16 protein-coding genes are annotated in these 13708 nt (G+C 76.9%); 6 read left to right on the top strand and 10 right to left on the bottom strand.

The genetic code is table 11. The features are described from left to right. The 5 genes from BM165_RS20035 to BM165_RS20020 all read right to left on the bottom strand — a co-directional run. A partial coding sequence (locus BM165_RS20035) for a DUF222 domain-containing protein (RefSeq protein ID WP_244274352.1) occupies positions 1-784 on the bottom strand: 784 nt, incomplete at its 3' end. A 290-nt stretch (positions 785-1074) separates the two neighbouring features. After that, positions 1075-2193: an NAD-dependent epimerase/dehydratase family protein gene (locus BM165_RS20030; RefSeq protein WP_075015293.1), complete on the bottom strand. Its 1119-nt coding sequence runs from the start codon at positions 2191-2193 to the stop codon at positions 1075-1077. A 63-nt stretch (positions 2194-2256) separates the two neighbouring features. Further along, positions 2257-2424, bottom strand: coding sequence for a hypothetical protein (locus tag BM165_RS24960; RefSeq protein ID WP_177225261.1), 168 nt, complete (start codon positions 2422-2424; stop codon positions 2257-2259). A gap of 68 nt (positions 2425-2492) precedes the next feature. Continuing rightward, the gene (locus tag BM165_RS20025; protein WP_075015292.1) at positions 2493-3773 is read right to left on the bottom strand and encodes an MFS transporter; all 1281 of its coding nucleotides are present in this window, start codon (positions 3771-3773) and stop codon (positions 2493-2495) included. Next, on the bottom strand, positions 3770-4351 hold the full coding sequence (locus BM165_RS20020) for a winged helix-turn-helix domain-containing protein (RefSeq protein ID WP_083427541.1): 582 nt from the start codon (positions 4349-4351) through the stop codon (positions 3770-3772). The genes BM165_RS20025 and BM165_RS20020 overlap by 4 nt, the downstream gene beginning before the upstream one ends. A gap of 91 nt (positions 4352-4442) precedes the next feature. On the opposite strand from BM165_RS20020, the gene BM165_RS20015 reads away from it, so the two are divergent. Further along, positions 4443-4826, top strand: coding sequence for a nuclear transport factor 2 family protein (locus BM165_RS20015; protein WP_177225260.1), 384 nt, complete (start codon positions 4443-4445; stop codon positions 4824-4826). On the opposite strand, the gene BM165_RS20010 is transcribed toward BM165_RS20015, so the two are convergent. Next, the gene (locus BM165_RS20010) at positions 4827-5669 is read right to left on the bottom strand and encodes an alpha/beta fold hydrolase (RefSeq protein WP_075015290.1); all 843 of its coding nucleotides are present in this window, start codon (positions 5667-5669) and stop codon (positions 4827-4829) included. It abuts the gene before it with no gap. A 58-nt stretch (positions 5670-5727) separates the two neighbouring features. On the opposite strand from BM165_RS20010, the gene idi reads away from it, so the two are divergent. The 4 genes from idi to BM165_RS19990 all read left to right on the top strand — a co-directional run bounded on the left by idi (position 5728) and on the right by BM165_RS19990 (position 8302). Next, positions 5728-6273, top strand: a complete 546-nt coding sequence (idi, locus tag BM165_RS20005) for an isopentenyl-diphosphate Delta-isomerase (protein WP_075015289.1) — start codon at positions 5728-5730, stop codon at positions 6271-6273. Positions 6274-6397: 124 nt separating this feature from the next. Further along, positions 6398-7180: a polysaccharide deacetylase family protein gene (locus BM165_RS20000; protein WP_075015288.1), complete on the top strand. Its 783-nt coding sequence runs from the start codon at positions 6398-6400 to the stop codon at positions 7178-7180. A gap of 92 nt (positions 7181-7272) precedes the next feature. Next, the gene (locus BM165_RS19995; RefSeq protein ID WP_075015287.1) at positions 7273-8046 is read left to right on the top strand and encodes an SDR family NAD(P)-dependent oxidoreductase; all 774 of its coding nucleotides are present in this window, start codon (positions 7273-7275) and stop codon (positions 8044-8046) included. A 7-nt stretch (positions 8047-8053) separates the two neighbouring features. Beyond that, positions 8054-8302 carry a hypothetical protein gene (locus BM165_RS19990; RefSeq protein WP_075015286.1) on the top strand — a complete coding sequence of 83 codons (249 nt, stop codon included), beginning with the start codon at positions 8054-8056 and terminating at the stop codon, positions 8300-8302. Between the two features lie 2 nt (positions 8303-8304). Here the strand turns inward: BM165_RS19990 and BM165_RS19985 are convergent, their stop codons facing one another. The 3 genes from BM165_RS19985 to BM165_RS19975 all read right to left on the bottom strand — a co-directional run bounded on the left by BM165_RS19985 (position 8305) and on the right by BM165_RS19975 (position 12006). Further along, positions 8305-10725 (bottom strand): SpoIIE family protein phosphatase, encoded by a 2421-nt coding sequence (locus tag BM165_RS19985; protein WP_244274351.1) that lies wholly within the window; start codon positions 10723-10725, stop codon positions 8305-8307. Beyond that, positions 10722-11330, bottom strand: coding sequence for a biliverdin-producing heme oxygenase (locus tag BM165_RS19980; protein WP_244274350.1), 609 nt, complete (start codon positions 11328-11330; stop codon positions 10722-10724). The genes BM165_RS19985 and BM165_RS19980 overlap by 4 nt, the downstream gene beginning before the upstream one ends. Before the next feature lie 109 nt (positions 11331-11439). Then, the gene (locus tag BM165_RS19975; protein WP_075015285.1) at positions 11440-12006 is read right to left on the bottom strand and encodes a TetR/AcrR family transcriptional regulator; all 567 of its coding nucleotides are present in this window, start codon (positions 12004-12006) and stop codon (positions 11440-11442) included. A 75-nt stretch (positions 12007-12081) separates the two neighbouring features. Here BM165_RS19975 and BM165_RS19970 point away from each other — a divergent pair, with 75 nt between their 5' ends. After that, positions 12082-12558 (top strand): hypothetical protein, encoded by a 477-nt coding sequence (locus tag BM165_RS19970; protein ID WP_075015284.1) that lies wholly within the window; start codon positions 12082-12084, stop codon positions 12556-12558. A 3-nt stretch (positions 12559-12561) separates the two neighbouring features. On the opposite strand, the gene BM165_RS19965 is transcribed toward BM165_RS19970, so the two are convergent. Beyond that, positions 12562-13659, bottom strand: coding sequence for a helix-turn-helix domain-containing protein (locus tag BM165_RS19965; protein ID WP_143108244.1), 1098 nt, complete (start codon positions 13657-13659; stop codon positions 12562-12564). Positions 13660-13708 lie beyond the last annotated feature (49 nt).

Genomic DNA, 13708 nt, shown 5'->3' with positions numbered 1-13708 from the left:
GCACCGGCGGCAGACCGGACTCGGTCGGGCGCAGGACCAGGTCGAGCAGGCAGTCGGCCATCTTCTGCCCGCGGGTGCGCCCGTCCTCGGGCAGCACGTCGGCGTAGGCACCCAGCGCCGCGATCAGCGCGGCGGCCTCCGGCGTGGTCAGCAACGCCGACACCGTGCTCATCCCCTCGACCCGGTCGGGCCGCCCACTGACGCCGCGCTGGCGCACGGCGCGGGCGAGGTCGTCGGCGGCGGAGCGGGCCGCCCGCTTGAGCACCTCCCGCCGCGCCTTGTCCCGCAACTGCGCCGGGGTGCACACCGTCCCGCGCCGGCCGGCCCAGGCCAGCAGGTCACGCTCGAGGGCGGCGCGGACGGTGTCGTCGGCGATGGGGGCGACCTTGTCCAGCAGCGGCCACAGGTGCCCCGGGTGCAGCACCCCCGCCTCCAACGCCTCCAGCGTCGCCGGCAACCGGTGCACCAGGATCAGGGAGCGCTCCAGCAGCGACTGCGCCGCCTCACCGGTCAGCGACAGCGCGATGGCCAGCTCCTGGGTGGCCCACTCACTCACCGGCCGCAGCACCTCGGCCCGCCCGGCCCACCGCTCGGCCGACATCGCCCCCGGCGACCCCTGCGCCCGATCCACCGACGCCGGCCGCGACGCGGCGAACTCCGCCACCGCCCGCGCCCGCACCGCCGTCTGCCGCCCGATCTCCCGATCGGCGGCCTGCACCGCCCCCAACGGACCACACGACAGCCCGACCGGCGGAGCAGCCGCAGCGGTCAGCACGTCACCCACGTGCTCGATCATATGTTCGAAGAGGTCGCCGTGGCAAGTCCTGTGGACGGAGAACGCGCAGGTCAGGCGGTCGAGCCGCCAGCACCACAGGTCGTCCACCCGGGACGGCGGCCGGCCCTGTGGTCCTTCGGACGGACGGCCCTCAGCCCGGAGGTGGCTCACCCGGCACCGGCACGGCCCGCCGTCAGGTGTCGGGCTGGCGGTCAGGTGTCGAGCCCGCCGCCAGGTCGCCGTCGGAGGCCGGGCTCGCTGCCCGAGGGCGGTGGCCCGCCGGTCGGCGCGCCGACCCCTCAGTCCGGACGGCGGTTCGGGACGTTCGCCGGATCGCCGGCCGGGTCGTGCTCACGGCCGCCGGCCGGGGCCAACAGCGGCCCCGGGGCGCCGTCGCCTCGGCCGAGGGCCGCGACGAACTGGCGCAGGACGTCGTCGCCGCGGTGTGCCGGCTGCCAGCCCAGTTGCGTGCGGGCGCGCGTGGTGTCCAGCACCGGGGACTGGATGCCGAGGTCGAGCCAGCCCGGCTCGGTGGGCACCACGTGCGTGCGGAACGCCGCCGTCAGCCCCGTCCGCACCAGTACGGCCGGGACCGGGATGCGCGTGGTCCCCAGGGCGCGGGCGATGCCGTCGGCGTCCAGCGCGGGGTCGGCGGAGATGTTGAACGGGCCGGGGACGCGCCGGTCGAGGATGCGGGTGATGGCGTCGGCGAGGTCGTCGGCGTGCACGAAGCCGACCTCCAGCGACGGCAGCGGCAGGGGCAGGACCGACGCCACCGCGCCGGGCACCAGCCGCACCGCGCCGAGAACCAGCGGGCCGAGGAAGTAGCGGCCGATCTCGCTGGCCGCCTCCGGCTGCAGCACGAGCGTGGGCCGGACGGTGGTCAGCGTGATGTCGGCCTTGCGGCCCACCACCTCGCGGACGACGCGCTCGGCCTCGGACTTCTGCCGGCTGTACTGCGAGCTCGGGATGCCGGTGACCGGCCAGTCCTCGGTCACCGGCCGCGCACCGCCACCGGCGGCGTAGGCGCCGAGGGAGGACATGTGCACGACGTGCTGCACGCCGGCGGCCACCGCGGAGCGCATCACGCGGCGGGTGCCGTCGACGTTGGCCTTGCGCAGCTCCTCGGACCTGCGGCCCGGCTGCAGCACCCAGGCCAGGTGGACGACGGCGTCGACGCCCTCCAGCAGGTTCGTGAGCGCCTGCTCGCTGCTCGTCTCCCCGAGGTCGGCGGTGTACCAGGTGACCGACGAGTACGGCTCGACGTCCGGCGGCTGCCGGCGGGCCAGGCCGCGGACCTCGGCCACGCCGCTGCCGGGCGCGGTCAGCCGCCGCAGCAGGGCCGTCCCGACGTTGCCGCTCGCGCCGGTGACGGCGACCGTGAGGCCCTTCAGGTGCACCTGGGGGAGATCAGCCATGCACAGCCGCTACCCGCGGCGGCCGTGCGCAACCCGACGGTGTGCGTCACACCCGCCGAGGCGTCAGTCGTCCTCCTGCTCGCCGTCGTCGACCTCCTCCTCGACCTCCTGCTCGACCCCGTCGTCGACGACGTCGGAGCCGCAGGCGGCGACGGTGACGGGTGCGGCGGCCAGGACGAGGCCGATGGCGGCGGTGCGCCAGCGGCGGCGTGGTGTGGTGGACGTGGACACGAGGGCCTCCTGGGCTGCGAGGACTGGTCCCCCGGGATGCCCAGGGCGGCTCCGCTCCATGCCACGGCTCACGACACCGGCGTCACCCCGGCCGGTGCCGCCGCGCCGCGCAGGCCGAGCGACACCAGGGCGGTCAGCAGCAGCGCCCCGGCGGCCGCGAGGAACCCGACGGCCAGGCCGGGGCCCTCGGCGAGGCGGGGGAGCAGGAGCAGGCCGACGAGGGCGCCGAGCTGCAGCGCCAGGGAGGACGCCGACAGCGCGGTCGCGCGGCGCCCGGCGGTCACCCGGCCGTGCAGCACCGCCTTCCACAGCGGCCAGGCCGCGGCGTTGGAGACGTAGAACACCGCGAACAGGCACCCGAGCACGAGCGGCCCGCCGAGCGGGACGGCGGCGACGGCGAGCGCGCCGAGGAGGGCCAGCGCCGCGCTCCCGACGGCCGCCGACCCGCGGGCGGCCCGCTGCACGCGGGGCGCCAGCAGCGCACCGACCCCGGCCGCCGCGAACGACACCGCCATGACGACGCCGAACACCGCCGACCCCTCCGTGCGGCTCCCGGTCAGCTCGGCGGCGTGCAGCGGGCCGAACAGCTCCAGCGTCGACAGCGTCGCCCCCACCAATGCGGAGATGACGAGCACCCGCCGCAGCAGCCGGTCCCGGGACACGAGGACGGCGGTGTCGCGGACGACCAGGGGCGCCTCGCGCAGTCCCGCGCGCAGCGCGGCGGCTCCCGAGCGGTGCGCCGGGGCGTCCGTCGGGCCGGGAGGCACGACGAGCAGCGCGACGGCGGCCGTCGAGACGAGGGTCAGTGCCGCGGCCGCCAGCACCGGCAGCACGAGCGCCGAGTCGCCGGAACCGGCCGCCAGCAGCGGCAGCAGCCCGCCGAGGACGGCGCCCAGGCACAGCCCCGCGCCGTCGGCGGCACCGGCCCGGGACAGGCCCGGGGTCACGTCGGCCCGCTCGTCGGCCGCGCGGACGGTGTCGACGTACCAGGCCTCCAGCGGTCCGGAGTCCAGCGCCCGGCCGACACCGCGCAGGGCCTCGGCGAGGACGAACGCGCCGACGTCGTCGGCGCCGACCAGGAGCAGCGTGCCCGCCGTCCCCGCCAGCCCGGAGAGGACGAGGACGGGCCGGGTGCCCACGGCGTCGGCCAGCCCGCCGGTGGGCAGCTCGAGCAGCAGCACCACCGCCGAGTAGACGGCGAAGACGACGCCGATGTCGGCGGGGGAGAGGCCGCGCGCCGAGGCGAGCAGCACCGTGACCGGGGCGCTGAGCCCCACCGGCAGCCACCGCAGCGCGGTCAGCCCGACGAAGCGCCGGCCGGCCGAGCGGACCGACAGCGGCGCGCTCACGCCGCGTGCTCCGTCAGCGGGAAGAGGTCGAGCAGCACGGAGACCAGGGGCTGGTCGGGCTCCTCCCGCTCGGCGCGCCAGCGGGCCAGGACGCCGTTGAGCTCCTCGGTCAGCTCCCGCGTGGCCGCCGGGGACAGGTGCAGGGCCCAGTCGTTGAGGGAGACGGCGTCACGCCACTCCTCGGGGAGGGACTCGCGCTGCGCGGCGTGCTCCGCGAGCAGCCGGCGCTGGTGACCCAGCGACTGGTGGGTGAGCTCCTCGAGGACCTCGCGGCCGCCGGGCTGCTCGACGAGGTCCTCGGTGCGCCAGCGGGTGCTGCGGTGGATGGCCCGCCACCAGCGCTCGCGCGCGGTGCCCTGGCCCGTGACCTCCTCGACGAAGCCCAGTTCGGCCAGCCGGCGCAGGTGGTAGCTGGTCGTGCCGCTGCTCTCGCCCACGCGCTGGCCGAGGCGGGAGGCCGTCGACGGCCCCTCGGCGCGGAGCAGGGAGAGCAGTCCGGTGCGCAGCGGGTGGGCCAGCGCGCGCAGGGTGCGCGGGTCGGTGACGTCGACGACCGGTTCCGGCGGGATCTCGGGCACGCCGCCAGGCTAGGGGTGCAGAGAACTCTTTGCAAAGACTTCTCTGCACCCACGGAGACCGCTGCCGTCCCGGCATGCGGGACAGCTGGCGGTGGTGGAGGCGTGGCTGGCCGCGGTGGACCGGGCCGACCCCGGTGCCGCGATGGCGCTGTCGGCACCGGACCTGGAGGTCGTCGGCCCGCGGGGGACCGTGCGCGGCCGCGAGGTCCTGACGCCCTGGATGGCACGGGCGGGCTTCACCGCGACGCCGCTGCGCTGGTTCACCGGCGCGGACGGCGCGGTCGTCGTCGAGCAGGACGCCGTCCGGGCCGACCCGGCGACCGGCGCCGCGCGCGGCCGCGCCGTCGTCGCGTCGCGGTTCGCCGTCGAGGGCGGCGTCGTCACCCGCTACCAGCGGCACGACGACGGGCTGCCCGCGGCGCTGGCCGCGGCCGGGCTGCGGGAGGCCGACGAGGTGACCGCCCGCGCCGGGTGATCAGCGGGGGGCGGTCACCGAGCGGATGTGGGCGACGACGAGCTCGGCCACGCGCTGCGCGGCCAGCTCCGGGATCCAGTGCGGGACGCCGTCGAGCACCTCGAGCCGGTAGGGCCCGGTGACGTGGCGACGGGTGCCGGCGGTGGCGGCCGGGCCGAGGAAGGTGTCGCCGGTGCTCCACACGTGCAGGGTCGGGACGTCCACCCGGCCGACGGTGTCGCGCGCCGCGAACGGGATCGCCCGGTACCAGGCCAGCGCGCTCGACAGCGCGCCCGGCTGCCGCATGCGGTCGACGTAGCGGGTCACCAGGTCGTCGGGCAGGCCGCCGTTCTCCAGCACCCCGCGCAGCACCGCGCCGTCGCGGGCCAGCAGCAGCCGCTCGGGGAGCACCGGCACCTGGAAGGCGGCCATGTAGGACGACCGCAGCCCCTGGTCGCTGGTGAACACCGCCCGCCCCGCGGCGGCCGGGTGCGGGGTCGACAGCGAGGTCAGCGTGCGCACGCGGTCGGGGTGCCAGGCGCCCAGCGCCCAGGCGACGGCGCCGCCCCAGTCGTGCCCGACGACGTGGGCGCTCGCCAGCCCGGCGGCGTCCAGCAGCGCCAGGACGTCGCCGGTGACCTCGCGCAGCCGGTAGGGCGAGCGTCCCGCCGGCCGGGCGCCGGGGCTGTAACCGCGCTGGTCGGGTGCCAGCGTGCGCAGGCCGGCGTCGTGCAGCAGCGGCGCCATCCGGTCGAAGGCCGAGGAGTCCTGCGGGAAGCCGTGGAGGAGGACCACGGGCTCGCCGTCGGGCGGTCCGCCGCCACGGACGTCGAAGACCAGGCCGTCGTTCCGGAACTGCCGCATGCGACTGCTGTGCCCGGGCGGGGTGTTCCGGAACCCTGCCGGGAGGGAGGATGACCCGGTGACGGTGACCGCGGCAGAGCTGATCGTGCTGGTCGACGACGACGGGGAGCCCATCGGCACCCTGCCCAAGCCGCTCGTCCACCACGGCGAGACGCCCCTGCACCGCGCGTTCTCCGCCTACCTGTTCTCCGACGACGGCCGGCTGCTGGTCACCCGGCGCGCGGCCGGCAAGCAGACCTTCCCGGGCATGTGGACCAACACCGTCTGCGGCCACCCCGGCCCCGGTGAGGACGACGCCGCCGCGATCGCCCGCCGCGCCTCCCAGGAGCTCGGCCTGCAGGTGACCGACCTGCGCCCGGCGCTGCCCGGCTACCGCTACCGGGCGGAGTTCCGCGGCGTGGTGGAGAACGAGATCTGCCCGGTCTACCTCGGCCGCTACAGCGGCACGCCCGACCCCGACCCGCGCGAGGTGGGGGAGTGGGACCTGCTGGAGTGGACGGCGTTCCGGCGCCGCCAGGAGGAGTCCGACCGCGACGCGTGGTCGCCCTGGTGCCGCGAGCAGGCCCGGCTGATCGAGCAGGCGGGCCTCGTCCCGACTCCCTGAGGAGCCTTTGTCGCGCTGTCGGCCGCCCTACCGCGTGAAGGGACGGACACCCAGCGTGGTGGGCGCGCGCCCCCGTGGTGTCGCTGCCCGGGGCGCGCCGGGGCGCCGCCCTAGCGTCCCGCGCGTGGACCGCCGGGGCTTCCTCTACCTCCTCGCCGCCGGGCTCACCGGTGCCGCCGTCGGCCGGGGGGCCACCGGCCTCGACCTCGCCGAGCCCGATCCCCGGCCGGCGCGCGCCCCCGTCCCGGCGGACCCCACCGGTCCCGGCGGCATCGTCGCCGTCCCGGCGCCCGCCGGCGTCGTCGACCGGCTGCCCGGCGACGGGCCGCAGATCGCCCTCACGATCGACGACGGGAGCAACGGCGAGGTGGTCGCCGCGCTCGTCGCCCTCTGCCGCGAGACCGGCACCCGGCTGACCTTCTTCCCCAACGGCTCCTACCGGACCTGGGGCGACAACGCCCGCGACCTGTGGCCGCTCATCGAATCGGGGCAGGTGGCCTTCGGCAACCACACCTGGTCGCACCCGGACCTGACCACCCTCTCCGACGCCGAGGTCGCCGAGGAGCTGCAGCGCAACCAGGACTTCATGCGCCGCACGCTCGGCGTCTCCGCCACCCCGTTCTGGCGGCCGCCGTTCGGGTCGCACGACGAGCGGGTCGACGCCGTCGCCGCCGACGTCGGCCACCCCACGACCGTCATGTGGAACGGCACCTTCGACGACGGCCGGGTGGTCTCGGCCGAGGACCTGGTGGCCGCCGCCGAGCAGGACTTCGCGGCGCAGGCGATCGTCGTCGGCCACGCCAACCAGCTCCCGCTCGTCTCCGTGCTCGACCGGCTGCTCGAGCTCGTCGAGACCCGGCGGCTCGTCACGGTCACCCTCGCCGACGCCTGGTCCGCCCCGGCCTGACCCGCCCCGACCTGCGCGGGCGGCGGACCTCCGCGAGAGTGGCGGGGACGCATCGTGATCACGGCCCGCGGGGCCGGAGGACGGAGGAACGGGTGGCAGGGGAGCTCAAGGGCCGCGTGGCGCTGGTCACCGGCGGGGCCAGCGGGCTGGGCCGGGCGACGTGCGTGTCGCTGGCCGAGGCCGGCGCGCACGTCGTCGTCGCCGACATCGACGCCGACGGCAGCGCGCGGACCCGTGAGCTGGTCTCCGACGCCGGCGGCAGCGCCGACGTCGTCGCGCTCGACGTGACCGACGACGCCAGCCGCCGCGAGGTCGTCGCGCAGCTCTTCGACCAGCACGGCGACGCCTTCGACGTGCTGGTCAACGTGGCCGGCATCGACCGCCCCGGCTACGTCACCGACATCGACCTCGACGACTACCGCCGGGTCATGGCGGTCAACTGCGAGGGGCCGGTCTTCCTCACCAGCGAGTTCGTGAAGCGCGTGCAGCACCTGCCCGAGGGCCGCACCGCCGACGTCGTGCACATCGTGTCGCTGTCGGCGATCACCTCCGGCAGCGGCGCGATCGCCTACAACGGCTCCAAGGCCGGCTTCCTCAACGCCACCCGCTGCATCCAGCGCGAGCTGCGGGAGAAGGCCGTGAAGCAGGCCGACGGCAGCGAGCGGCCCTTCCCCTGCCGGGTGCAGGCCGTCATCCCGGCCGCCATGGACACCCCGATGATGGAGCAGTGGGGCATCCCGGGGCACCTGATGATGCCGCCGTCCGCGGTGGCCGACACCGTGCGCACGCTGCTCCTGCTGCACCCCGCGGCCTTCGTGCCGGAGATGCAGATCGTGCCGCGCCTCGAGCCGAACTTCCCCCGGTGAGGCAGCCGTGACCGACCCCGACCTCCCCGACAGCGGGATGGCCTCCGGCTCCGACGCCGGCGCCCCCGGCGAGCACCTCGGCGACGGGGAGCTCCGCCCGGACGAGGAGCACCTGCTCGCCGAGCTCGAGCGCGGTGTCGACGACCCCGCACCCGACGCGTCGGACGCCGAGGTGCGGGCGGCCGAGGACGACGCCCCGCTGCCCGACGAGGGCGGTCCCCAGGACGACGGCCTGGAGGCCGACTTCTCCGGCTGAGGTCAGGCGCGCAGGCGGACGGCGAGGAGGGCGATGTCGTCCTCGGCACCCTCGGGCACCAGGCGGGCGAGCACCTCGTCGCAGACCTCCTCGAGCGGCCGCGTGCGCAGGTCGGTCAGCGCCACGGCCAGCCGGTCGAGGCCGCCGTCGAAGCCCTCCTCGCGGCGCTCGACCAGCCCGTCGGTGTAGAGCAGCAGGGTCGAGCCGTCGGCGAGCAGCTCCTCGGCGTCGGTGCGGGCCGCCCCGGCGTCCACCCCCAGCAGCAGGCCGGCCCGCCCGGTGGTCAGCGCGCGGGCGGTGCCGTCGGGACCCACGACCAGCGGCGGCAGGTGACCGGCGCTCGACCAGCGCAGCCGCGCGGCGTCACCGGTCCGTTCCAGCCGGGCGACCAGCACGGTCGCCATCGCGCCGAGCCCCAGGCCCTCGATCGCGGCGTCGAGCCGGGACAGCACCCGCGCCGGGCTCTCCCCGGAGTCGAACGCGATGCCGCGCAGCAGGCCGCGCAGCTGGGCCATGCACGCCGCGGCCTGCACGTCGTGCCCGACGACGTCGCCGATGACGAGCACCGTCGAGCCGTCGGGCTGCGGGAACGCGTCGTACCAGTCGCCGCCCACCTGCGCCTCGCGCGTGGCCGGCACGTAGCGCACGGCCAGCTCGACCCCGGCCGGTGACGGCGGCTCCGACAGCAGGCTGCGCTGCAGGGTCTCCGCGGCGCGGACGATGCTGCGCGAGCGGGCGTAGAGCGCCTCGAGCAGGTGGCCGCGCAGCTCGCGCACCTCGGCGAGCTCCTGCGGCGTCCACGGGGACGAGCGCTCCCGCACGGTCTCCCGCCAGCGGTCGAAGCTCTTCCGCGGGCTCAGCCGCACGTCGTCGCCCTCGCGCTCGGCCAGCGCCTTGGTGTGCGGGTCGCCGCCCCAGTCGACGTGCCGGACGGCCTCGCGCCGGTGCCACACCACGTACTGGCCCTCCGGCAGCGGCAGTGCCAGCACCCCGCAGGCGACGTCGACCGGGATGCCGAGCCCGGGCGCGTCCAGCTGCAGCCGGTCGGTCGCCACCACCTCGCCGCCGCGCGCCGCGGCCCAGGCCACCAGCCGCTCGAGCACGTCGGCCGGCAGCTGCTCGCCCCTGGTCCCGGTGCCGCCCTGCAGCGAGACGGCCACGCCGTCGGCGGGCAGGACGTCGAGCAGGCTCGGGGTGCCCAGCAGCGTCTCGGCGAGCGGGCGGTCCTCGTCGAGGGTCGCCGTGGTGAGCCAGGCCAGCGTGGAGCGCACCCGCAGCGCGCGGTGCACCTCGTCCTCGGCGCTGCGGTCGACCAGCCGCAGGGACAGCGTCGAGCCGAGGAACTCCGCCGCCGCGCGGGTGGCGTAGGGCGGCTGGTGGGGGCCGGAGTGGTGGTGGCAGGCGATCAGCCCCCACAGCCGGTCGTCGCGCAGCAGCGAGATCGACATCGAGGCGGTTACGCCCATGTTGCGCAGGTACTCGAGGTGCACCGGCGAGACGCTGCGCAGCGTCGAGTACGTGAGGTCCAGCGGCCGGCCGGTGGCCGGGTGGGCGGCCGGCCGGATCGGGCTGCGGACGTAGTCGACGTCGCTGATCAGCCGGACCCAGTTCTTCTCGTACAGCGTCCGCGCCTGGGCGGGGATGTCCGAGGCGGGGAAGTGCAGGCCGAGGAAGGAGTCCACGTGCTGCGCCCGCGCCTCCGCGACGACCTCGCCGTGCCAGTCGGCGTCGTAGCGGTAGAGCACCACGCGGTCGAAGCCGGTGAGGTCCCGCACCGCCCGCACGGTGGCGTCGTAGAGCTCCTGCAGCGTCACGGCCCGGTTCAGCGCGGCGACCGTCCCGCGCACCGCCTGGTAGGTGTTCGGGAAGGAGAACGGCCGCGGGCCCCGCGCCGGCTCGAGCTCCACCACCAGGTTGGTCACCGGCGCGCCGCCGTCGACCGGCTGCCCGTGCTCGTCGCGGACGCCCTCCAGGAGGGCGCGGTGCAGGATCGCGTCCACCGGCACCGGGCCGCCGTCGACGTCGAGGGTGACCTCGACCGGGTTGCGCTCGCGCAGGTCGCCGAAGGCGCTGGCCGACCGGACGATCGCCTCCGTCGGGGCCACCCCGAGGACGTCGGCCAGCGGCCGGCCCAGCGCGTCGGACCACACGACGCCGGTCAGGCCGGCGAGGTCCTCCGAGGCCTGGACGACGACGAGGTCGGGCTCGCTCACCGCCAGCAGCACGCCCCGCGGCTGGATCGCGCCCGGCACGTGGATCGGCTCCCGGGCGCAGGTGTCCAGGTCGACGGGCTCACCCGGCGCCAGCCAGGCGGTGTCCGTCCCGGCGGTGTCCGTCCCGGCGGTGTCCGTCCCGGCGGTGTCCGTCCCGGCGGTGTCCGTCCCGGCGGTGTCCGCCCCGGACGTGGCGTCGACGTCGGTCACGCGGGGACCTCCCGGCTCCGGGCGGCGGGGCGGCACCAGTCGGCCAGGACGGCGAAGGTCTCCCGGGCGGCGGCCACGACCCGGGCGGCGTCCCCGCCGCGCGCGACGTGCGCGCGGGTGGCCCGGCGGAAGGCGGCCCACATCGCACCGGTGTCCTCGCCGTAGGGGCTGAAGCAGCGCAGCCGCGGCAGCCCGGCCACGCCGGCCAGGTGGCGGTCGATGAACGTGCCGCCCAGCGTCGAGCCCTCCAGGACGTAGAGGCGGCCGAGCGCGGCGTCGGTGTCGGCGACCGCGGGCAGCTCCGGCCGGTCCCCGCCGGGCGACCCGCCGAGGACGGACAGATCGGCGGCGTAGAGGCCGGCGCGGCGGCGACGGTGCCAGTCGAGGGCGGCGGCGTCGGCGCGGTGTCGCGCGGCCCAGTCGTCCAGCCCGTCCTCGGCCGCCGACCAGAAGGCGTGCAGCCGCTCCAGGACGTCGACCAGCCGGTCGCGGTCCAGGTGGGGGTCCATCAGCGCGAGCGTCGTCTCGACCTGCTCGTGCTCCAGTGCGGTACCCGTGCGGAGGTCCCGGAGGACGTCGCCGGTACCGCCGGCGTCTCGGGGCAACGCCTCTCCTCCCGCAGCGATCAGCCCCCCGAGGGTAGGCCGGGCACCGGACGTGGTCGCGCCGGAACCGGTCGGATCTGCAACCAGGTGACGACCGTCCGGTCCGCGCCTACCGGTCGCGGGGCGCACGGCCGAGCACCAGCTCGGCGGCGCGGGCGAGGACCTGGGCCCGCGTGCGGTCGCCGTGGCCGGCCGCCAGGAAGTGCTCGCCGATCGCCACGCAGAAGGCGATCAGGCTGCGCGCCTCGACCTCGTCGGGGTCGGGGCAGGTGGCGCCGATGGCCTCGCGCAGCAGGTCCATCCGCCGGTCGTCGACCCGGCGCAGTCGTCCCGCGACGGCCGGGTCACGCCGGGCCCAGTCCCGCACGGCGAGGTCGATGGGCAGCAGGCGGTCGCTGGAGAAGGTCAGCACGCCCGCCCGCACGGCCCTGCTCGCCGGGTCGCCGCCCTCACGCTCCACCCGGGCGAGCACGTCGTCGGTGCTCTCCCGCTCCCAGGTGTCGAGCATCGCCTCCAGCAGGGCCTCCCGGTCGGCGAAGGCGCCGTAGAAGCCGCCCTTGGTGACGCCGAGCTCCTTGGCCAGCGCCTCGACGCGGACGGCGTCGGGCCCGCCGGTCGCCAGCGCCCGCAGTCCCTGCTCGACCCACCGCTCCCGCGGGGTGCGCACGACGCCCACGCGAACCTCCTGTACGCCACCGTATACGTCCGCTAGCCTCTGTGTACGGAACCGTATACGAGTGGAGGTACGGCGATGACCGAGACGCTGCACGACACGGTGGTCCTGCGCAGCCCGACCGCGTCCGCCCGGGCGCTGGTCCCGCTGCCCCGCATCCACTACGCCGACCGGTGCACCCTGGTCACCGACGTCGTCGCGACGCCCGAGCAGTGGGTCCGGGCGATGTTCGGCGACGTGCCCAGCGCCGCGGAGCGGTTCATCTGGCGCGGCCTGCTCGGGTTCCGCCTGACCCGCGGGCCCTCGCCGGACACCGTCGGCGGCTGGCGGGTCGGCGGCCGGGGCGGGGACTGGATCCGTCTGGAGACCTCCTCGCGGTCCCTGCGCGCCGCGATGCTCGTGCAGGCGGTGGCCGGGCGGGTGACGTGGACGACCTGCCTGCACCACGACCGGGCGTGGAGCCGCGTCGTGTGGCCGCCGCTGTCGGCCGTCCACCGCCGGCTGGTCCCGCGGGTGCTGCGCGAGGCCGATGGCCGGCTCCGGCGGGGCCGCTGAGGCTCAGTCGAGCCGGGCCCGGCGCAGCGAGGCGTGCACGAGCAGGCGGGTGTCGCCGTCGGCGAGGTCGAGCCCGGTCAGGGCGGTGATGCGGCCCAGCCGGTGGTAGAGCGTCTGCCGGTGGATGCCGAGCGCCGCCGAGGTCCGGGCGACGCTGCCGGCCGCGTCCAGGTAGGCCTCCGCGGTGGCCGCGAGCGCCGGCTCGGCCAGCAGCGGCGCCACGGTCGGGTCGGGGGCCGGCAGCGCCGCGGCCACCCGCCAGCCGCCGAGGTCGGCCCAGGAGGCCACCGGCGCCGGCCGCGGCACCACGGCGGCGACCGCGGCGGCGGCCCGCGCCTGCACCCACCGGCCGGGCAGGTCGGCGACGGCGGTCGTGGGTGCGGCCACCCCGGCGGTGCTGCCGGCGGGCAGCCGGGCCAGCGCGGCCGCCGCGACGGCCGCGGCCGTGGCGGGCGGCCGGACGGCGACGGCGACCTCCTGGCGCCCGGCGGCGTCCTCCAGCACCGCCGCACCCGCGGGCGGGCGCCAGCCCCGCGGCGGCCCGCCGGCCGGGCGGAGCGCGACGAGGGCCACCGCGGCGCCGTCGAACCGGCCGGCCAGCACGGCACCCGCCCGCTCCCGCTCGGCCGCGGACCCGGTCAGCACCTCGGTCAGTGCCGCCGCCAGGTCGTCGTCGTCCCGCAGGCGGGCCAGCAGCCGACCGGCGCGGGCGGCCACCTCCAGCGCCGCGGCCAGCGCCGGGTCGCCGTCGTCGGCGGGGTCGGTGCGTCCGCCGTCGAGCAGCCACAGGTAGCCGAGCGTGCGGCCCTCGTAGCGGACCGGCAGCAGCAGGCGGGTGAGGATGCCGGCCCCGGGGTCGGCGGGCGTGCGCAGCGGACCCTCGGCGCGGGCTATGCCGAGGTCCTCGAACCAGCGGCGGGTGGCCGGCGAGGAGCCCCGGCCGAGGATGGAGCGGGTCCGGACGGCGTCCATCGCGGTGGCGGCGTCGTCGAGCGGGTGGGCGGCGAAGGCCAGCAGCGTGAAGTCTCGGTCCTCGAGCGTCGCCGGGGCGCCGAGCAGCCGGGCGACCTCGTCGACGACGTCCTGCAGGTCGTCGCGCACCATACAAGTGTATGAGACAGGCGCGTACGTCTGTCCCTGGTGGGCGGCC

The organism is Geodermatophilus obscurus, assembly GCF_900115395.1.
In the GTDB taxonomy this organism is placed as follows: domain Bacteria; phylum Actinomycetota; class Actinomycetes; order Mycobacteriales; family Geodermatophilaceae; genus Geodermatophilus; species Geodermatophilus obscurus_B.
This window is presented reverse-complemented; position numbering and strand designations above follow the sequence as displayed.